General features: G+C 57.5%; 21 protein-coding genes. 13 read left to right on the top strand and 8 right to left on the bottom strand.

Features of this window, described 5'->3' with window-relative positions:
- Nucleotides 1-99: 99 nt before the first annotated feature.
- From tcyJ to ET34_RS0108245, 6 genes are all read right to left on the bottom strand, one after another.
- Nucleotides 100-900 (bottom strand): cystine ABC transporter substrate-binding protein, encoded by an 801-nt coding sequence (tcyJ, locus tag ET34_RS0108275; protein ID WP_031521094.1) that lies wholly within the window; start codon nucleotides 898-900, stop codon nucleotides 100-102.
- A gap of 86 nt (nucleotides 901-986) precedes the next feature.
- Nucleotides 987-1,535 carry a flagella biosynthesis regulatory protein FliZ gene (gene fliZ, locus ET34_RS0108270; RefSeq protein WP_031521092.1) on the bottom strand — a complete coding sequence of 183 codons (549 nt, stop codon included), beginning with the start codon at nucleotides 1,533-1,535 and terminating at the stop codon, nucleotides 987-989.
- Nucleotides 1,536-1,595: 60 nt separating this feature from the next.
- The gene (fliA, locus tag ET34_RS0108265; protein WP_024550596.1) at nucleotides 1,596-2,315 is read right to left on the bottom strand and encodes an RNA polymerase sigma factor FliA; all 720 of its coding nucleotides are present in this window, start codon (nucleotides 2,313-2,315) and stop codon (nucleotides 1,596-1,598) included.
- Nucleotides 2,316-2,570: 255 nt separating this feature from the next.
- Nucleotides 2,571-3,125 carry a hypothetical protein gene (locus ET34_RS20910; RefSeq protein ID WP_152548368.1) on the bottom strand — a complete coding sequence of 185 codons (555 nt, stop codon included), beginning with the start codon at nucleotides 3,123-3,125 and terminating at the stop codon, nucleotides 2,571-2,573.
- A 54-nt stretch (nucleotides 3,126-3,179) separates the two neighbouring features.
- The gene (locus ET34_RS0108250) at nucleotides 3,180-5,888 is read right to left on the bottom strand and encodes an O-linked N-acetylglucosamine transferase, SPINDLY family protein (RefSeq protein ID WP_051640498.1); all 2,709 of its coding nucleotides are present in this window, start codon (nucleotides 5,886-5,888) and stop codon (nucleotides 3,180-3,182) included.
- Nucleotides 5,889-6,042: 154 nt separating this feature from the next.
- Complete coding sequence (locus ET34_RS0108245; RefSeq protein ID WP_031521085.1) at nucleotides 6,043-6,930, bottom strand: flagellin N-terminal helical domain-containing protein; 888 nt, start codon at nucleotides 6,928-6,930, stop codon at nucleotides 6,043-6,045.
- A gap of 427 nt (nucleotides 6,931-7,357) precedes the next feature.
- On the opposite strand from ET34_RS0108245, the gene fliD reads away from it, so the two are divergent.
- Genes fliD through fliT form a run of 3 tightly spaced genes read left to right on the top strand, consistent with a single transcriptional unit; the run spans nucleotide 7,358 to nucleotide 9,570 of the window.
- A complete protein-coding gene (fliD, locus tag ET34_RS0108240; protein WP_031521083.1) occupies nucleotides 7,358-8,788 on the top strand; it encodes a flagellar filament capping protein FliD in 1,431 nt (476 codons plus the stop codon).
- A 9-nt stretch (nucleotides 8,789-8,797) separates the two neighbouring features.
- The gene (fliS, locus tag ET34_RS0108235) at nucleotides 8,798-9,208 is read left to right on the top strand and encodes a flagellar export chaperone FliS (protein WP_031521081.1); all 411 of its coding nucleotides are present in this window, start codon (nucleotides 8,798-8,800) and stop codon (nucleotides 9,206-9,208) included.
- The gene (gene fliT, locus ET34_RS0108230) at nucleotides 9,208-9,570 is read left to right on the top strand and encodes a flagella biosynthesis regulatory protein FliT (protein WP_031521079.1); all 363 of its coding nucleotides are present in this window, start codon (nucleotides 9,208-9,210) and stop codon (nucleotides 9,568-9,570) included. Before fliS ends, fliT begins: the two co-directional genes overlap by 1 nt.
- A 63-nt stretch (nucleotides 9,571-9,633) precedes the next feature.
- Here fliT and yedD read toward each other — a convergent pair whose 3' ends face one another.
- Nucleotides 9,634-10,047 carry a lipoprotein YedD gene (gene yedD / locus ET34_RS0108225; RefSeq protein ID WP_031521077.1) on the bottom strand — a complete coding sequence of 138 codons (414 nt, stop codon included), beginning with the start codon at nucleotides 10,045-10,047 and terminating at the stop codon, nucleotides 9,634-9,636.
- Between the two features lie 158 nt (nucleotides 10,048-10,205).
- Here yedD and ET34_RS0108220 point away from each other — a divergent pair, with 158 nt between their 5' ends.
- Nucleotides 10,206-10,706 carry a GNAT family N-acetyltransferase gene (locus tag ET34_RS0108220; RefSeq protein WP_031521075.1) on the top strand — a complete coding sequence of 167 codons (501 nt, stop codon included), beginning with the start codon at nucleotides 10,206-10,208 and terminating at the stop codon, nucleotides 10,704-10,706.
- 141 nt (nucleotides 10,707-10,847) lie between these two features.
- Here ET34_RS0108220 and fliE read toward each other — a convergent pair whose 3' ends face one another.
- The gene (gene fliE, locus ET34_RS0108215) at nucleotides 10,848-11,159 is read right to left on the bottom strand and encodes a flagellar hook-basal body complex protein FliE (RefSeq protein ID WP_031521073.1); all 312 of its coding nucleotides are present in this window, start codon (nucleotides 11,157-11,159) and stop codon (nucleotides 10,848-10,850) included.
- A gap of 228 nt (nucleotides 11,160-11,387) precedes the next feature.
- Here fliE and fliF point away from each other — a divergent pair, with 228 nt between their 5' ends.
- From fliF to fliN, 9 genes are all read left to right on the top strand, one after another.
- Nucleotides 11,388-13,085, top strand: a complete 1,698-nt coding sequence (gene fliF, locus ET34_RS0108210) for a flagellar basal-body MS-ring/collar protein FliF (protein ID WP_031521071.1) — start codon at nucleotides 11,388-11,390, stop codon at nucleotides 13,083-13,085.
- Nucleotides 13,082-14,086: a flagellar motor switch protein FliG gene (gene fliG / locus ET34_RS0108205; protein ID WP_031521069.1), complete on the top strand. Its 1,005-nt coding sequence runs from the start codon at nucleotides 13,082-13,084 to the stop codon at nucleotides 14,084-14,086. Before fliF ends, fliG begins: the two co-directional genes overlap by 4 nt.
- Complete coding sequence (gene fliH, locus ET34_RS0108200) at nucleotides 14,079-14,771, top strand: flagellar assembly protein FliH (protein WP_031521067.1); 693 nt, start codon at nucleotides 14,079-14,081, stop codon at nucleotides 14,769-14,771. The genes fliG and fliH overlap by 8 nt, the downstream gene beginning before the upstream one ends.
- A complete protein-coding gene (fliI, locus tag ET34_RS0108195; protein ID WP_031521065.1) occupies nucleotides 14,771-16,141 on the top strand; it encodes a flagellar protein export ATPase FliI in 1,371 nt (456 codons plus the stop codon). The genes fliH and fliI overlap by 1 nt, the downstream gene beginning before the upstream one ends.
- Nucleotides 16,142-16,161: 20 nt before the next feature.
- On the top strand, nucleotides 16,162-16,605 hold the full coding sequence (gene fliJ / locus ET34_RS0108190) for a flagellar export protein FliJ (RefSeq protein WP_031521064.1): 444 nt from the start codon (nucleotides 16,162-16,164) through the stop codon (nucleotides 16,603-16,605).
- Nucleotides 16,602-17,837 (top strand): flagellar hook-length control protein FliK, encoded by a 1,236-nt coding sequence (locus ET34_RS0108185; protein ID WP_031521062.1) that lies wholly within the window; start codon nucleotides 16,602-16,604, stop codon nucleotides 17,835-17,837. Before fliJ ends, ET34_RS0108185 begins: the two co-directional genes overlap by 4 nt.
- Before the next feature lie 105 nt (nucleotides 17,838-17,942).
- A complete protein-coding gene (gene fliL / locus ET34_RS0108180; protein ID WP_031521060.1) occupies nucleotides 17,943-18,419 on the top strand; it encodes a flagellar basal body-associated protein FliL in 477 nt (158 codons plus the stop codon).
- Between the two features lie 4 nt (nucleotides 18,420-18,423).
- Entirely contained in the window at nucleotides 18,424-19,428 is a 1,005-nt protein-coding gene (fliM, locus tag ET34_RS0108175) for a flagellar motor switch protein FliM (protein ID WP_031521059.1), read from the top strand.
- Nucleotides 19,425-19,835, top strand: a complete 411-nt coding sequence (gene fliN, locus ET34_RS0108170) for a flagellar motor switch protein FliN (RefSeq protein ID WP_031521057.1) — start codon at nucleotides 19,425-19,427, stop codon at nucleotides 19,833-19,835. The genes fliM and fliN overlap by 4 nt, the downstream gene beginning before the upstream one ends.
- Nucleotide 19,836: the final 1 nt, after the last annotated feature.

Raw genomic sequence — 19,836 nt, 5'->3', positions numbered from 1 at the left:
TTAAGCAATGATTTCATTATGCACGACAGGGCCGGGCTTTCCGCGCCGACAAATAAAAAAGGTGCTGATATCAGCACCTTTTTACTGTCAGGGCGTCGCTTACTTCGTGACGTCGGCCCCGAACCACTTCTCAGAAATCTTGCTCAGCGTACCGTCTTTCTGCATCTCGGCGATAGCCGCATCGATAGCTTTCAGCAGATCGGCGTTGTCTTTACGCACCGCGACACCGGCTTCCTGACGGGAGAACGGCTCGCCCGCGACCGCCAGGGTGTCTTTGGTTTTCTTCACCAGATCCAGTGCCGCCAGGCGGTCAACCAGAATGGCATCGATACGCCCTACGCGCAGATCCTGGTATTTGGTCGGGTCGTCGTCATAGGTGCGGATGTCCACGCCCTGCACGTTAGCACGCAGCCACTCTTCATAGTTGGTGCCAAGACCCACGCCAACCTTCTTGCCTTTCAGATCGGCGGCAGTTTTGATGCTGCCCGCGTTATCTTTTTTCACCAGCGCCTGGATACCGGATACGGTGTACGGCGTGGAGAAATCATACTTTTTCTTACGCTCATCGGAGATGGTGACCTGGTTAATCACCACATCAATGCGTTTAGAGTCCAGCGAGGCCAGCATCCCGTCCCACTTGGTCGGCTTCAGCGACGCCTTCACGCCGAGATGCTGCGCCAGCGCTTCGGCAAACTCCACTTCAAAGCCGGTCAGCTTGCCGTCATCGCCCTGGAAACTAAACGGAGGGTAGGTGCCTTCCAGCCCCACCAGCAAGGTACCGCGCTCTTTCACTTTATTGAGCAGGTTATCCTGTGCCACGGCATTAACACTAACTCCGGCGACCAGCGCCACCGCCATCACGCCCATCAGCGCCTGGCGACCCAGTTTTGCTAGTTTCATAATTACCCCGAATAGTAAAATTTTGGTTGTAGTGTAATGAGTTAATGCCGAATAACATAAACCACTCCGCTACAACTTATGCCTTTTTAATATATATCAGAAGTCGCTTTGTGCTCTTCTTTATGCATCATCCCGTGATCCCGCAGCTGCTGGAACTGGGCGTATTTGCGCAAGGCGATACGGTAATTATTGGTGCTGGTCGGCGGCAGCCAGGGTTCGAGCCGTTCATCGAGCAGGCCGCCCTGAAGCTGAGCATGAGGGATGTTGTGCACGCCAAGATGATTGCCGAGGCGGCGCAGGCGCACCACGTACTCGCGGATGGTGCCGTGGCTCATCTCGGTCTGTTCGAAGAGATACTGTTTGAAGCCGATAATATCGAAATAGTCGCTCTGCTCTTTGCAGTGCAGATCGCCACAGAAGCGGCACAGCGCCACCCACTCTTTTTGTTCGCGCTGCCAGGTGGCCTCGTCGATGAGCGTGTCGAGCTGTGCAATAGCCAGTTTATTGACGATGGCGCCGCGGTGGACCAGCGTAATGCGATCGAGCAATTTATGGCAGTGAGCGCAATGGGTTTGCGTGTGCTTAAAGTCTTTCAGGTAGCGGCTTAATGGCCGTCTTTTTTGCAGCACAGTCATGATAACTCCTGGTTGTCAATGCGTTGTGCGGCATTCTCAGGCGGCGTAAAGCGCTACCGCCTATAACTTACCCAGCTTGGTACGAAGCCGTTTTATGGCCTGGCTGTGCAACTGACTGACCCTCGACTCCCCTACTTCCAGAACAGCCCCAATCTCCTTGAGATTGAGCTCTTCCTGATAGTACAGTGTCAACACCAGTTGTTCGCGCTCCGGCAGTGCCTCGATGGCGTCCATTACGCGCTGGCGTAAATTGCTTTCCAGCAATTGTTGTAGCGGGTTTTCTTGTTGATGCTCGTCCGTTACCAGTTCGATGCTGTCGCCGTGCTCTTCACGCCACTCGTCATAAGAAAAAAGCTGACTGTTGTTGGTGTCGAGCAACATCTGGCGATACTCTTCGATAGCAATCCCTAAGCGCTGCGCCACTTCGGTTTCCGAGGCGTTGCGACCCAGTTCCTGCTCCAGTTGGCTTAACGCCATCGCCACTTCGCGGGCATTACGTCGGACGCTGCGCGGCACCCAATCCCGGCTGCGCAATTCATCCAGCATCGCTCCACGAATACGTTGTACTGCGTAAGTCGTAAATGCCGTTCCTTGCAGAGCATCGTAGCGTTCAACTGCATTCAATAACCCGATGCCGCCCGCCTGAAGCAGATCGTCAAGTTCCACGCTCGCCGGCAATCGCACCTGGAGGCGCAATGCTTCGTGACGCACCAGTGGTACATAACGCTGCCACAGCGAGTGTTTATCCATTACACCTTCAGCGGTATACAGTGAATTCACGATAAACAGCCCTGCGTTAGTTGAGTTATCGGCTTGATTATCCGTTTCTGGAGGGCTTTTAATCGGATGAATAGTGGGTAAAAGAGGGGGTTATTTTGATTGTTAAGCCAAATTTCGTTAAAAAAGCTGAAGATAGCACTAAGGGAAACGCGTAATAAAAGCGACATATCGCCCGCCTCACCAGAACGGTTCCGGTGAGGCGGGCGACAGCGTTATCACAGCGTCAGCGGGCCACGCGTATGGCCCGCCGCGGCATCAGACGGCCACGTACTTATACTTTTCGAGCACTTTTTCCAGCAGCGCCGGGTTGATGTTCTTCTTCACCCGGAACAGCCCTGCGCTCTCCGCAACCTGTTCCGTGTCGAGGAACTCCAGCACCACGTGGTAGTCAGCGCGATCCCAGAAATCGTGAATATAAATCAAAGTATCGGCAGGGTTCTGCTGTTTCTTTAGGGTATGTTTGATGGCGTTGAGCGTACAGGCAACGCGGAAGCGACCGTCCACCAGAATTAAGTCGAAGGCGCGATCGTGCTTCAGGATCGCTTCGCTGTAGTCGGTGAACTTCTCTTTGTGGGTGTCATCCACCGGATAACCCCAGGCTTTGGTTGGCCCGATATCCACGTAGTCCACTTTGCACAGCGGCCCCGCTTCTTTATGCAGGGTATCCACCCAGAATTTATCGCTTTCCACGCCCCAGACTTCAACATTGTTGCGGGTCGCCAGCTTGGTAGAGCCGCCGCTGCCGAACTCGAAGTAGCTACCGGCGTTTTTCAGATGACGCTCGAACAGCTCCGTTTCACGCAGGGACATGCGCGGCATCTCGGGAATAATCGATTTATTCGCCGCCGGTGCGGAGGTAGTGCTCTACTGCCCCTGCATACTGCCGAGATAGTCCTCGGCGCGTTCCGCAGAGCCGGCTTTGAACACGCTGTACGCCACGTCCTTCATGCCGTAAGCGGCGTGCATAATGAACGCCAGCCGCTCGCGCTGCTGATCGTCCAGCACCTTCAGACGCTGCGCCGATGGAATAAACAGCGCGCTCGCGGCGGTCATTTTCGACGAGTCCAGGGTGCCAAATGCCTCGCTGACCAGCGGCTGAGCCTGTTCGGTCGCGGTAAAGGCGTGGAACGTCAGCCCGAACTCGCCCAGCGCGCGGCGAATGGCATCGAACGACATCTGATTTTCATGGGTGTCGTCAAAGGTGACGCGCACTTCAATTGCCAGGCAGCCGGAGAGAATGCGCTGCCCGTGCGCCAGCACCGCCTGCAGATCGAAGCGATTATCCAGCACGAACCACTCCAGCTTGTCGAGACCGTGGATCTCATCCAGGCGCGAACTCTGGGCCTGCACTTCAGTGATGACCTGCGCCCCGCTGCCGCCAAGCGGCTTCAGGTTTGAGCTATGAGCATTATCCAGACAGATGTAGACCGGCTGCATTTCGCCGTCGCCGAGCGCGTGCAGCTTGATATGCTGGATCGCTTTTTTGCGCAGCGGCAGATGGTCATCCTGCACCGCCCCCACGGTATCCATCAGGATGAACCAGAACGCATCCAGCCCGCTCAGGGTGATGAACTTGCCGCCGGTTGCGAAGTTGCCGCCGTAATCCATCATGAAAATTTTGCCGCCGGTTTTGAAGGCAAAATCGTTGCTCTGTACCGCGGTGCTTTCTACCGCCGCGCCCGCCGGCATCGCCAGCGTCATCGGCTCAGCGTCATCGGCAAACTGCGGCGCATGCTCATGGCTGAGGGTCAATGCCGCCGGGGCTTTGCCTTCGCAGTAGCGCTGCCATACGGCGCGCATCGCCTCGGAGAAGTGTTTCGAAAAACGCTGAGCGTCGCAGACCGGTGACGCGAGCAGAATGTCGCGCAGATTACTGCGGATAATCGCCAGGCTTTCAAGGTCGTGGGTTAAGCCAACGGTAATATCGAGATAGTTTTCCCAGTCGCTGGCTACCAGCTCCTGCAAACCAGCGTTCACCAGGTGCGAGGCGGAGTGGCGTCCGGCAAAAGTCGGGCCAGGAAGGGTCACTACCGGCACGCCCATCGCCATTGCTTCACAGGTGGTCAACCCACCGGAGTAGGGCCAGGGATCGAGGGCGATATCGACATCGTGGTAGCTGGCCAGCAGCGCCTGGTGCAGCGACGCGCCTTCGATACGCACGCGATCGCGGGTAATCCCGTGGCTCTCCAGGGTGCTCAGCACGTGCTCGCTCAGGGAGACGTTGTCGAAGTTGAAGCTTTTCAGGAACAGGCGCGAATCCGGGACGCGGTGCAGCAGCGCAGCCCACTGGGCCAGCAGCGGATCGTTAATTTTTGAGGCATTGTTAAAGCAACCGAAGGTGATATACCCGTTGCTCTTCACCGGGTTTTCATTGACTGACGGCAGATAGAACGGCGGATCGTAGCAGATGTAGTCGTCCGGCATACGAATCAGCTTCTCGGTGTAGAGCGCATCGCTCCCCTCCGGCGTTTCGATGCCATCGCTGAGCAGGTAATCCATGGTTTCCAGCCCGGTGCTGCTGATTAACCCGCCGACCCACTTGATCTGTACCGGCGCCGGAGCCAGCTGCATCGTCTGCATCCGGCTGTTGGCGTTGTAGCCGCTGAGGTCGAACAGGATATCAATCTGATCAGCGCGGATAATTTTATCCAGCTCCACCGGCGAGATATGCTCGATCACCTGCCATTTGGCGCACATGCGCTTGATGCGGTGCGTCAGGTGATCTTCTTTATAGTTAGTGCTATAGGCATAAAACTCGATCTGCGACTCGGGAATATTGCTCAGCCCCAGGGTGATCATCTGCCCGACCGGGTGCGAGCGCAGCCCGTCAGAGATAAGCCCAATGCGCAGGCGTTTGTCGGCGGATTTGTTCTTTGCCACAGCGCGCACCACGCTTTTTGGCGCGAACTTCTGCTGCCAGTCGCGGCACATCTGCAGAATATCTTCCGCGCTGCGTTCGGGATCGTAGTGAGCACCGACGATGCGGTTGAAATACGGCGTCGGGTTGTCTTTGGTCACCGCACAGCTTTTGACATAGGCGGCATCCATCGCCGCAAACTGGCTGCGATCCTGCCCGACCATGCCGAGGTTGTTCCAGTAGAGCCAGTTGTCCGGTGCTTCATCGGTCAGCTCCTGATAGAGCGCCTGCGCCTGCTCATATTTTTTCTGTTTCTGCAGGACGGTGGCGAACAGGGAGCGCAGCGGGCGCGACTCGCTCTTGCCAATGCGCGTGACCGCGTCAGTGAGATACCTTTCGGCTTCCGCCAGACGATCGCTGCGGTAGAGCAGGTCGGCTTTGGCGTAGATGGCTTCGATATAGTCCGGGGCGATCTTCAGCGCTTTATCCACGCATTCGTCAGCCTGGAAAAACTGCCCGAGTCGCTGGTTGGCTTTGGTGGCGATGACCCACAGCAGCGGATTACCGACATCTTTTGCCAGCAGCTCGTCCACCAGTGCCAGTGAATTTTCAGGTTGGGTGGAAAGCCAGTCAAGTGCGAGACGGATTTTTTTATTCACGGCAGGTTCGGCCGCTTTATTGGCGTGTGGGGCAGGTTTAGCGAGTGACTTTTTCATGTGCGCGCTTCATTCCAGGTTAACGACCGGGTCGCTGCGTCTTCACGCTCGGGAACCCTGTCAGACTAAGGCCCAGTATAAAAAACGCAAAAAAAAATAACGGGTATAATACCCGCTATTTTTTATGCTAATTACTGTGATTGCTGATGCGATATTAACGCAGCAGAGACAGTACGGTCTGCGGAACCTGGTTAGCCTGAGACAGTACAGAAGTACCAGCCTGCTGCAGGATCTGCGCGCGGCTCATGTTGGAAACTTCGGTAGCGTAGTCGGCGTCTTCGATACGGCTTTTCGCAGCGGTCAGGTTGTTAACAGTGCTGTTCAGGTTGTTAACAGTAGATTCGAAGCGGTTCTGGCTCGCACCCAGGCTTGAACGCAGGGAGTCAACTTTAGAAATAGCAGTATCGATACTCTTAAGTAAGCCATCTGAAACAGTTGCAGTGGTAACACCACCTGTAGTTGAGTATGTTTCTAAGATACCAATCTTGCTAGCACCTGTGTCAGCTTCATCAATCGTCTCCATACCAGTAACACCTTCAAACAACTTAGAGGAGTCGATCTGCTTGAGAGACAGGCTAATAGTTTCTCCATCGTTGGCACCAACTTGAATAGCCAGTTCCTGATCGGTAGCTAAAACTTTCACACCGTTAAAACTGGTTTCTTCAGAAATACGGTTGATTTCTTTCAGACGATCAACAACTTCATTGTTAATAGAAACCAGGTCGTCACCGGAGTTAGTTTTATTGTTCGCCTGAACGGTCAGCTCACGGATACGCTGTAAGTTGGTGTTGATTTCGTTCAGCGCGCCTTCAGTAGTCTGAGCAACAGAGATACCGTCGTTAGCGTTACGTGCAGCCTGAGTCAGGCCTTTAACCTGTGCAGTCATACGGTTGGCAATTGCCTGGCCAGCAGCGTCATCTTTCGCGCTGTTGATACGCAGACCAGAGGACAGACGCTCGATTGCAGTACCCAGTGCAGACTGAGATTTGTTCAGGTTGTTCTGAGTAGTCAGGGACAACAGGTTAGTATTGATAACTGCCATGATTTTGTTTCCTTCAAATAATGGGTTTTTAGATTCGGTGCCTAACACTCACGGCGTCTCTCACCGTCAACAAGGTTATCGACGGGCCTTAAAAAGACTTTAGAATCAATTTTAAAAAAATCGTAACGCTATGTATTTAAAGAACATTTATTTACCAAGCTGTTTTTTAACTCGCTATTTAATTCAACTCTTTGCGGCCACGTCAGATTTTTCATCAGCGCCGGTTTCTTCCTTATTATTAGATCGCGTTTGCGCCTCCCCTGCTCTGCCTCCCGTTATTTCCGTTGCCGCTTTTGACCAATCGACCTAAATACACGCGAAGCGCCTGGCTATTCCACGGATTATTTTTTTTGCCTGGCCGTAAACTTTCGTCATCGGTCGCCGATATAGAGTCCTGAACTACTATCGTATTTTAAGGAAAACATGCATGGCTACTATCAGTAATCTCGGGATAGGCTCTGCCGGACTCGGGGATCTGTACGATCAGTTAGAAACCGCAGAAAGAACCAAGCTGACCACCATTACCACTCAGCAGACCAACTATAATGCGCAGCTGAGCGCTTACGGCAAACTGCAGAGCGCGATGACCAGCTTGCAGACCGCCACGGCGGCGCTGGGTAAAGCGGCCACCTGGAATTCCACCTCCGTCAGCAGCACTAACACCGCTTTTACCGCGACGACTACGTCCGATGCGTCCGTCGGTAGCTTCACCGTCAACGTAAACCAGGTGGCAAAAGCCCAGGTGCTGACCACCGGTTCGATTGCCAGCAATACCGAAAAGCTCGGTGGCATCACCGGGGCGTCGCGCACCATTACCATCAGCCAGCCGGGTACTGAAAAGCCGCTGGAGGTTCAGCTGTCTGACGCCGATACCTCCCTGACCGGGATCGCCAGCGCCATTAACAAAGCGAACGGCAACGTCAGCGCCAGCATCATTAAAGCAAACGATGGCGACTACCGTCTGATGCTGACCTCAAAAACCACCGGCACCGAAAGCGCCATGACCGTCACCGTCACCGGTGATGCGAAGCTGCAGAGCGCCATTGGTTACGACTCCGCGACCGGCACCGGCGCACTCTCTCAGCAGACCGCGGCGAAGAACGCCATTGTGGTGGTGAACGACGTGGAAATCGAACGTCAGAGCAACACCATTTCCGATGCCTTGCCGGGCGTCACCTTTACCGTGAAAGCGGAAAGCAAAGCCGACGAGACGCTGGACGTTACCCGCGCCACCGACGCCAACAAGAAAGCGATTACCGACTGGGTCAGCGCCTATAACTCACTGCAGGCCACCATCAGCTCTGTGACTAAATACGTGGCAGTGGATAAAGGCACCGACGCGCAGTCCAACAGCAACGGCGCGCTGGTTGGCGACGGCAACGTGCGCGGCATTCAGTCGCAGCTGCGCGGCATGCTGACCGACATTCAGGCGGGTTCCGTGCAGATCATGGCGCAGCTGGGCATCACCCAGGATACCGCCAAGGGCAGTGAAGGCACCATGGGCACCCTGAAGATTGATTCTGACAAGCTGAACAAGCAGCTGTCCGAAAACCCGGCAGCGGTGCAGGCCTACTTTATCGGCGACGGTAAAACCACCGGTCTGGCGACCAAAATGAACAACACCCTGACCGATATGCTGAGCACCAGCGCGGGCAAAACCGGTGTGATTCAGACAGCCAAAGACGGTATCAACAAGACGTTGAAAACCCTGGGTGAACGCTACGACGCGATGGAAGTTTCAATTGATGCCACCATGGCCCGTTATAAAACGCAGTTCACCAACCTGGACGTGATGATGACCAAGATGACGAATACCGCTAATTATCTCACGCAGCAGTTCTCAAAAAGCAGTAGTTAAGGATTAGATATGTACAACAACTCTGGTGTTCAGTCCTATCAGAAGGTAGGAGTGGAAAGTGCGGTAATGAGTGCGAGCCCACACCAGTTGATCGTAATGTTGTTCGACGGGGCACACAGTGCCCTTGTTCGCGCACGCCTGTTCCTGGAAGCAGGTCAGATGGCGGAGAAAGGCGAAGCCCTGTCGAAAGCCATCAACATTATTGATAACGGGTTAAAAGCCGGGCTCGATATGGAAGCCGGTGGCGAGCTGTCGCAGAACCTTGCTTCACTTTATGAATACATGGTGCGACGACTGTTGCAGGCCAATTTGCGCAATGACGTTGATGCCATCAGCGAAGTGGAAGCCCTGCTATCTAATATTGCTGACGCCTGGAAACAGATCGGCGCAGGTTCACCTACTTTCCAGGATTCGATCTGATGAATGACCTCCTCTCATCCCTCAACAACTGGCACGCACTACACGCATTAAGCAATACCATGCTCAACCTGGCTCACTCCGGGAAATGGGATGAGCTGATTGAACAGGAAGTCAAATACGTTACCCTGGTAGAAACCATCGCGCGTAACCCCGTCTCGCCGGGCAACATCGTTCATCAGGAACAGGCACGCCAGCTGCTGACGAAAGTGCTGGGCAATGAAGCTGAACTGCGTACCCTGCTGCAGCAGCGTATGGATGAGCTACGTGAGCTTATCGATCAGACCGGCCGGCAGAAGTCCGTCTCCACCACCTATGGCAAGCTGTCGGGCAATATCCTTTTCCCGCACGATTTTAATCAATAAACGCCCGCTTATCATGTTTTCGTCATACTCCAGAAGTCACACTGACTGACTTCTGGAGCGGGATTACGGCGTCACGCCGTTGAGCGGGTTCTTCGCCAGATAATCCGCACACTCCTGGGTCGGTCGATCCACTTTCTCAAGCGTCATACCGTCATACTCAAGCGTGCTGCCTTCGCGTTCGATGTCATAGATCTCACGTTTAGCCGTGACGTTATACAGCGTTCCGGAACGCAGCGTCAGCTTGCCCGGTAGGGCAATCACCCGCTGCCACTGGCGACAGTCAAGGGTATCGCCTTCAGCGGTAATGATAAGCGAACCGATCGCTTCCGGGCTGACCAGCGAGCTTTGTGGCCCTTTCGACTGCCAGTTGCCCACCAGATCCGCCGGTGCCGGGGTTTTTACCACGGCAGTGTAATCATCGACCTGCACACAGCCGCTCAGGGCCAGCAGTGCCGCTACGAGTGCAACGTTTTTCATCATCAATCCTGTCAGGGGCGAAAAAACCTATTCTGGCATCAAAGCCGCACGGGTGCCAGCCGTGATAAGCGCTGGTTGTTGAACCACTTAGCGACTGTACCCGCTGCGCAAGCCCTGCTATCGTCATCCGCTACGCACGCTTTTATCAGGACGCCTCTATGATCGCTTTTCGCCCCTTGACCGCTGCGGACTTCCCCGCCTGGCGGGACTATTTTATCTCCGACTATGCGCGGGAAATTGTTGAAAACTACCGCCTCACTCCCGGAGAGGCGCAGCGCCAGGCAGCCCGGGACGTCGAACTGAGTTTCCCGGATGGCCCCGGCACGGCGGGCCAGCAACTGGTGCATATTCTTGCGGCGGATGGGGAGAGCAGCCAGTCCATCGGCTACCTGTGGTACAAACCCGATCCGATCATGCGTTCGGTCTTCATCTGCGATTTCTTCTTGTTTGCGCATTGCCGCGGTCAGGGTTTCGGCAAAGCGGCCCTGCATCAGCTGGAGACGCAGCTGGCGGCCGAAGGCTATACCCAGATGATGTTGCGCGTCGCGGCGCACAATACAGCGGCCAGACGGGTCTATGACGCCTGCGGATTTAACGTGACGGGAATAAATATGAATAAGGTGCTGAACCGCACCGGAGATGAACAACGCAAAGATTAACCGCCGTGGGCCCTGAGCGCAGCAATCGCCTGCCTCAGGTTGCCAGCCTGCGCGGCGGCGAGCATATGGAACCACCCCCTGCTCTGCCGCACCGGCCCGCTGCCCACGCCGTGCTAAAAACGGACGTGAGAACGTCGGATACTACACCTGCATGCTCATGATGTCCTGGTACGCAGTGATCAGTTTATTGCGCACCTGAATACCCATCTGCAGAGAGACGGATGATTTTTGCAGATCGACCATCACATCATTCAGCGCTACCCCCGGTTTACCCATCGCGAAATTCTCCGCCTGAGTACGCGCCGTGGTGGACGCCTCGCTGATACGGCCCAGCGCGGCCTGTAACTCACCGGCAAAGCTCACCGCCGGCTGTGCTTCTACGGCCTGGTTGCGCGCTACGCCTGCGGTGGCCTGCAGCTGCTGAAGAACGCCTTCAATACCCTGTATTGCCATGGTAATCCCCTGGATATTTTTTTACCGGGATGAGAATACCAGCTTGTCAATGAGATAAAGGCGTTAAATAGCCGCAAAAAATCGAGCTATTTGAGCCATAGAAAATCCGGAATCATCAAATAATGGCACAGCCATCATTATGGAACTTTTGTCGTGTTTGCCGACCCGGGAGTCCGTCTTGCTTCATTACACGAAACATTCAGTTAACGCAGAGCCGCGAGGTAAGCAATGAACGCCGCAGCTACAGCTCAACCCTCACAAAACAAACCTGTCGAGTGGCTGAACCGCTTACGCGCTAACCCTAAAATCCCGTTAATGGTGGCCGCAGCTGCTGCCGTCGCGATTGTTATCGCGCTGGTTTTATGGGCCAAAACCCCAGACTATCGCACCCTCTATAGCAACCTGACGGATCAGGATGGCGGGGCCATCGTCACCCAACTGACGCAGATGAACATCCCCTACCGCTTCTCTGATAACGGCAGCGCCATTATGGTGCCTGCCGATAAAGTGCATGAGCTGCGTCTGCGCCTTGCCGGTCAGGGATTGCCGAAAGGCGGCGCGGTTGGTTTTGAACTGCTCGATCAGGAGAAGTTCGGCATCAGCCAGTTCAGTGAGCAGGTGAACTACCAGCGCGCGCTGGAAGGTGAGCTGGCCCGCACTATCGAGACTCTCGGTCCGGTGAAGAGCGCCCGCGTGCACCTTGCCATGCCGAAACCGTCGCTGTTCGTGCGCGAGCAGAAATCACCGTCCGCCTCGGTCACCCTGAATCTGGAACCCGGCCGCGCGCTGGATGAAGGCCAGATCAGCGCCGTGGTGCACATGGTATCCAGCGCCGTCGCCGGCCTGCCGCCGGGCAACGTAACCCTGGTGGATCAGGGCGGTCACCTGCTGACCAAATCTGAAACCAACGGTCGCGACCTGAACGACGCCCAGCTGAAGTACGCCAGCGACGTCGAAGGCCGCATCCAGCGTCGTATCGAATCGATCCTCGGCCCGATTGTTGGGAACGGTAACGTCCACGCCCAGGTCACCGCGCAGATTGACTTCGCCACCAAAGAGCAGACCGAAGAGCAGTATCGTCCAAACGGCGATCCGTCTCAGGCAGCCATTCGCTCCCGTCAGCTGAACACCAGCGAGCAGGTTGGCGGTCCGTATCCGGGTGGCGTTCCGGGCGCGCTGTCTAACCAGCCGGCACCGGCAAACAACGCACCGATTGATGCCCCGGCGGCGAATCAGAATAACCAGAACGGGCAGAATGGTCAGAACAACCAGAATGGTCAGCAGACCACCACGGCGAATACCTCTGCACCGCGTAACTCGTCTAACGACTCAACCACCAACTACGAGCTGGACCGCACCATTCGCCACACCAAACAGAACGTAGGCGACATTCAGCGTCTTTCTGTCGCCGTGGTGGTGAACTACCGTGCGCTGGAAGATGGCAAACCGCTGCCGCTGACCGCAGAACAGATCAAACAGATTGAAGATCTGACCCGCGAAGCGATGGGCTTCACCGAGAAGCGCGGCGATACCCTGAACGTGGTCAACTCACCGTTCACCGCAACGGATGAGACCGGTGGCGAACTGCCGTTCTGGCAGCAGCAGTCCTTCATCGACCAGATGCTCTCTGCGGGTCGCTGGCTGATTGTCCTGCTGGTGGCATGGCTGCTGTGGCGTAAAGGTATCCGTCCAATGATCCAGCGTCGCGAAGAAGCCGCACGCATGGCAGTGGAAGCGGAGCGCGAGCGTAAAGAGATGGCCGAGTCCGTCGAAGTCAGCCTCAGCAAAGACGAGCAGACCCAGCAGCGCCGCACCAACCAGCGCCTGAGCGCCGAAGTGATGAGTCAACGTATTCGTGACATGTCTGATAACGACCCGCGCGTGGTAGCGCTGGTCATCCGCCAGTGGATGAGTAACGAACTATGAGTAGCACCAGCCCCCTGACAGGAACCGATAAAAGCGCCATCCTGCTGATGACCATCGGTGAAGATCGTGCGGCAGAGGTGTTCAAACACCTCGCCCCGCGCGAAGTGCAGCACCTGAGTGCTGCGATGGCCAACGTGCGCCAGATCTCGAACAAACAGCTGACCGAAGTGCTGGCTGAATTCGAGCAGGAAGCAGAGCAGTTCGCGGCGCTGAGCATCAACGCCAACGACTACCTGCGTTCGGTGCTGGTGAAGGCGCTGGGCGAAGAGCGCGCCTCCAGCCTGCTGGAAGACATCCTCGAATCGAAAGAGACGACGACCGGCATGGAGACGCTCAACTTCATGGAGCCGCAGAGCGCCGCCGACCTTATTCGCGACGAACACCCGCAGATCATCGCTACCATCCTGGTTCACCTCAAGCGTGGCCAGGCTGCCGATATCCTGGCGCTGTTCGACGAGCGTCTGCGTAACGACGTGATGCTGCGTATCGCCACCTTCGGCGGCGTGCAGCCAGCCGCCCTGGCGGAGCTGACCGAAGTGCTCAACAACCTGCTCGACGGCCAGAACCTCAAGCGCAGCAAAATGGGCGGCGTGAGAACCGCAGCGGAAATCATCAACCTGATGAAGACCCAGCAGGAAGAAGCGGTTATCACCGCGGTTCGCGAGTTCGACGGCGAGCTGGCGCAGAAAATCATCGACGAGATGTTCCTGTTCGAAAACCTCGTGGAAGTGGACGACCGCAGCATCCAGCGCCTGCTCCAGGAAGTGGAGTCCGAATCGCTGCTGGTGGCGCTGAAAGGTGCCGAAGCCCCGCTGCGCGAGAAGTTCCTGCGCAACATGTCCCAGCGTGCAGCAGACATCCTGCGCGACGACCTTGCCAACCGTGGCCCGGTGCGTCTGTCTCAGGTGGAAAACGAACAGAAAGCTATCCTGCTCATCGTCCGCCGTCTGGCGGAGACCGGCGAGATGGTGATTGGCAGCGGCGAGGATACCTATGTCTAATCAACTGCCGTGGCAGCCGTGGTCACCGGAAGACCTCTCCCCTGCGCAGAGCTTTGAACTGCCGGAGCCGGTGGAAGTCAGCGGTCTGGATGACGGCGAGATCCCGGAGCCGGACCTGCAGCAGACTCTGGCCCTGATGCAGGCCCAGGCCCGCGAACAGGGTTTTGCCGCCGGGCATGAAGATGGCCGCGTACAGGGTGTGGAACAGGGACGTAAAGAGGGTTTTGCCCAGGGGCTGGAGCAGGGTCTGAACGAGGCGCGCCAGCAGCAGGCGCCGGTTCATGCCCGCATGCAGCAGCTGGTGAGCGAATTCCAGTACACCCTGGATGCACTGGACAGCGTTATCGCCTCACGCCTGATGCAGATGGCGCTGGAAGCCGCGCGTCAGGTGATTGGCCATACCCCAAGCGTCGATAACAATGCGCTGATTAAGCAGATCCAGCTGCTATTGCAGCAGGAACCGCTGTTCAGCGGCAAACCTATTCTGCGCGTCCATCCGGACGACCTGCAGCGCGTGGAAGAGATGCTCGGCGCGACCCTCAGCCTGCACGGCTGGCGGCTGCGCGGCGACCCGACCCTGCACCAGGGTGGCTGCAAAGTCTCGGCTGACGAAGGCGATCTTGATGCCAGCGTGGCGACGCGCTGGCAGGAACTGTGCCGCCTCGCCGCACCAGGAGTGGTGTGATGACCGCACGTCTGACCCGCTGGCTCAACACGCTTGATAATTTCGAAGCGCGCATGACGCAGCTCCCGGCGCTGCGCCGCTACGGCAGGCTGACGCGTGCTACCGGTCTGGTGCTGGAAGCCACCGGTCTGCAGCTCCCGCTGGGTGCCACCTGCATCATCGAACGTCAGGACGGGGAACAGCTTAAAGAAGTCGAAACGGAAGTGGTCGGTTTTAACGGCCACAAGCTGTTTCTGATGCCGCTTGAAGAGGTGGAAGGCGTGCTGCCTGGCGCGCGCGTCTACGCCCGCACCGGTAACGGCGACGGTATGCAGAGCGGTAAACAGCTGCCGCTCGGCCCTGCCCTGCTTGGCCGCGTGCTGGACGGGGCGGGTAAACCCCTCGACGGCCTGCCGGCACCTGACACCAAAGAGACCGGCGCGCTGGTCACAGCCCCGTTTAACCCGCTGCAACGTACCGAAATCACCGACGTGCTGGATGTCGGCGTACGTCCGATTAACGCCCTGCTGACCGTCGGTCGCGGGCAGCGTATGGGCCTGTTCGCCGGTTCCGGCGTCGGGAAATCCGTGCTGCTCGGCATGATGGCGCGCTACACCAAAGCCGACGTGATTGTGGTCGGGCTTATCGGCGAGCGTGGCCGCGAAGTAAAAGATTTTATTGAAAACATTCTCGGCGCCGAGGGCCGCGCGCGTTCGGTGGTGATTGCCGCCCCGGCGGACGTCTCGCCGCTGCTGCGTATGCAGGGTGCTGCTTACGCCACCCGCATCGCCGAAGATTTCCGCGACCGCGGTCAGCACGTGCTGCTGATCATGGACTCCCTCACCCGCTACGCGATGGCGCAGCGTGAGATTGCGCTGGCTATCGGCGAGCCGCCGGCCACCAAAGGCTATCCGCCTTCGGTATTTGCCAAGCTGCCGGCGCTGGTGGAACGTGCCGGGAACGGCATTCACGGCGGCGGGTCGATTACCGCGTTTTATACGGTACTGACCGAAGGCGATGACCAGCAGGACCCGATCGCCGACTCGGCGCGCGCCATCCTCGATGGTCACGTGGTGCTTTCGCGCCGTCTGGCGGAAGCCGGCCACTACCCGGCTATCGATATTGAAGCCTCTATCAGCCGCGTAATGACCGCCATCATCAGCGAACCGCATTACGCGCGGGTACGCACGTTTAAACAGCTGCTCTCCAGTTTCCAGCGCAACCGCGACCTGGTCAGCGTCGGCGCTTACGCCAAAGGCAGCGACCCGCTGCTCGACCGCGCCATCACGCTGTGGCCGGAACTGGAAGGCTTTTTACAGCAGGGCATTTTTGAACGCTCAGGGTGGGAAGACTCCGTGCAGTCGCTGGAGCGCATCTTCCCGACGGTGTGATGAAGTGGGAGTAACAGGCGATGACGCAACATAGCGCACTGAATACGCTGAAAGACATGGCGGAAAAAGAAGTTGACGATGCCGCGCTGCAGCTGGGCGAAATGCGCCGCTGCTGTCAGCAGGCAGAAGAGCAGCTCAATATGCTGATCAACTACCAGTTTGAATATCGCAACAACCTGAACAGCGATATGAGCCAGGGGATCGGCAGCCAGCGCTGGCAGAACTACCAGCAGTTTATCTCCACGCTGGAGAAGGCTATCGAGCAGCATCGCCTCCAGCTGGCGCAGTGGGCCACCAAAGTGGAACAGGCGCTGGACTTCTGGAAAGAGAAGAAAATACGACTTCAGGCCTGGCAGACCCTGCAGGATCGGCGCACCAGCGCCGCGCTGCTGGCGGAAAACCGGCTCGATCAGAAAAAAATGGATGAATTTGCCCAGCGGGCATCACTGAGGAAAAGCGAATGATTACGTTGCCCAACATTGTGCTTACCGACGCCGACGTCGCCGCCACTGGCGCGAACGGCAAAGCGCCGGCCAGCGCAGGGGATTTCCTGGCCCTGTTGAGCCAGGCCCTGCCGGGTGGCATTCCTGGTGCCGACGGCAAGCCGTTGACGCTGGCGGAGTTAAAAGCGGAAGTGGCCGGTAAAGGCGCACCGCAAAGCGCCCTGGCTGCGCTGGTCAACGCCGCCGATGCCGACGCCGACAGCGCAGTAGAGAACCCGCTGGCGGAGCTGCTGGCAGCGACAGACGGCGAAGATCCGCTGGCCTCGCTGGGTCAGCTGCTCGGTAACGTGAAGACCGCCGATGTGAAAGGTGAGAAGCCGACGCTGGAGAGCGATAAAAAGCTTTCTGATGACGACATGGCGGCACTGAGCGCGCTGTTCGCCATGCTGCCGCAGCAGGTTCCGACCGCCCAGAGCGCCACCCTGAGCACCGCGACCGCTGGCCAGAGCATTGCCGCCGTGACCACCTCCGGTGCGCGCGCGTCCCTCGCCGACACCCTGAATAACCGTACCGCCGCCGCCAGCGCAACCGCCGCTGACAGCAAAGGCGCGGGCGCAGCCGCGGCGGTAACGCCGGCGGCCACTGCCCAGCAGCTGGCAGACACCCAGGTGGTGCAGCCGGTGGTAGCAGGCGAAAAAGTGCAGGCTGATACCAGCGCTACCGCGTCACCGGCCAGTCATAACCTGACGCCGCTGGCGGCCAGCATTGCCAGCGTCAACACCACCACTGCGCAGATCGCTACCCCTGTTGCGCCGCACATCAATGCGCAGCTGGGTACGCCGGAGTGGCAGACCTCGGTATCCCAGCATATCACCCTGTTCACCCGCCAGGGTCAGCAGAGCGCCGAGCTGCGTCTGCATCCGGAAGATCTGGGTAGCGTGCAGATCAGCCTGAAGATTGATGATAACCAGGCGCAGCTGCAGATGGTCTCCCCGCACAGCCACGTACGTTCAGCGCTGGAAGCAGCGCTGCCGATGCTGCGCACCCAGCTGGCGGAGAACGGCATTCAGCTGGGCCAGAGCAGTATCAGCAGTGAAAGTTCCGCTGGCGGCCAGCAGACTGACCAACAGCAGCAGCAGGCAAGTCGCGGAAATGGCTTCAGTTTCTCGGGCAGCGAGGATGAAGTGCTGAGCGCACCCGCTGCGCTTCAGGCGGCGGCCCGCGGTAATAACGCGGTAGACATCTTCGCCTAAACGCCAGAGGTAGCGCGATTATACGTGTCTTTTCCGCGCTTTGACCGCGGAGAGACACGGGATAATCAGCCCATATGCAGTACCGATACAGGAAGACCGCACTAGATGACTGACACCGCTATCAACAAAGGCCGCAAACGCTCCATCTGGATGCCGTTGCTGGTGCTTATCACTCTCGCAGCCTGCGCCACCGCAGGTTACAGCTACTGGCGGATGCAGCAGCATCCGGATGCGGCTGCCGCTACTGCAGCTGCTGAGCCGGTTCCACCGCCTGCGCCGGTCTTTTTCGCGCTCGATACCTTCACCGTTAACCTCGGTGATGCGGATCGCGTGCTGTACATCGGCATTACGCTGCGCCTGAAAGATGACGAAACGCGCATGCGCATCAGCGAGTACCTGCCGGAAGTACGCAGCCGTCTGCTGCTGCTGTTCTCCCGTCAGGACGCTAACGCGCTGGCGACGGACGAAGGCAAACAGAAACTGGTCGATGCCATTAAATCGACGCTTGAGGCACCGCTGGTTGAAGGTCAACCAAAACAAGTGGTGACCGACGTGTTGTATACAGCCTTCATTTTGCGGTAAACCCATGGGCGACAGTATTCTTTCTCAGGCCGAAATCGACGCGCTGTTAAACGGCGACAGCGAGCAAAGCGACGCCGCGAAAACCGGCGCCGCGGGCGACAGCGACATTCGACCCTATGATCCCAATACGCAACGTCGCGTGGTGCGCGAGCGCCTGCAGGCACTGGAGATCATTAACGAACGTTTCGCCCGTCAGTTCCGTATGGGGCTGTTTAACCTGCTGCGCAGAAGCCCCGATATTACGGTGGGTGCCATTCGTATTCAGCCTTACCACGAATATGCACGTAACCTGCCGGTGCCGACCAACCTTAACCTTATCCACCTCAAACCGCTGCGCGGAACCGGCCTGTTCGTGTTCTCGCCAAGCCTGGTGTTTATCGCCGTGGATAACCTGTTCGGGGGCGACGGTCGCTTCCCGACCAAAGTGGAAGGCCGTGAATTTACCCATACCGAACAGCGCGTAATCAACCGCATGCTGAAGCTGGCGCTGGAAGCGTACAGCGACGCATGGAAGGCGATTAACCCGCTGGAAGTGGAGTACGTGCGTTCTGAGATGCAGGTGAAATTTACCAATATCACCACCTCCCCGAACGACATCGTGGTTAACACGCCGTTCCACGTAGAGATCGGTAACCTGACCGGCGAGTTCAACATCTGCCTGCCGTTCAGCATGATCGAGCCGCTGCGCGAAGTGCTGGTCAACCCGCCGCTGGAGAACTCCCTCCACGAGGACCAGAACTGGCGCGATAACCTGGTACGCCAGGTACAGCACTCCGAACTGGAGCTGATCGCCCATTTCGCTGATATACCGCTGCGCCTGTCGCAGATCCTGAAGCTCCAGCCTGGCGATGTACTGCCGGTGGAGAAACCGGACCGCATCATCGCGCACGTCGATGGCGTCCCGGTACTGACCAGCCAGTACGGCACCATGAATGGACAATACGCCCTGCGCGTCGAACATCTGATCAACCCGATTTTGAATTCGCTGAATGAGGAACAGCCCAAATGAGTGACATGAACAATCCGTCCGACGACAACGCAGGCTCCGTGGACGATCTGTGGGCTGACGCGTTAGGCGAACAGAAAGCAGCGGGCAAAAGCAGCGCCGATAATATCTTCCGTCAGATGGACGGTGGCGATGTCGCCGGTTCACTCCAGGATATCGACCTGATTATGGATATCCCGGTCAAGCTGACCGTGGAGCTGGGCCGCACCCGTATGACCATCAAAGAGCTGCTGCGTCTGACCCAGGGGTCGGTTGTGGCGCTGGACGGTCTGGCCGGTGAACCGCTGGATATTCTTATCAACGGCTACCTGATTGCCCAGGGTGAAGTTGTGGTGGTCGCCGACAAGTACGGCGTGCGCATCACCGATATCATCACCCCGTCCGAGCGTATGCGCCGTCTGAGCCGTTAAT

Source organism: Siccibacter colletis (assembly GCF_000696575.1).
Taxonomy (GTDB): domain Bacteria; phylum Pseudomonadota; class Gammaproteobacteria; order Enterobacterales; family Enterobacteriaceae; genus Siccibacter; species Siccibacter colletis.
The sequence above is the reverse complement of the archived record's forward strand: the minus strand, read 5'-3'. Positions and strand labels throughout refer to the sequence as shown.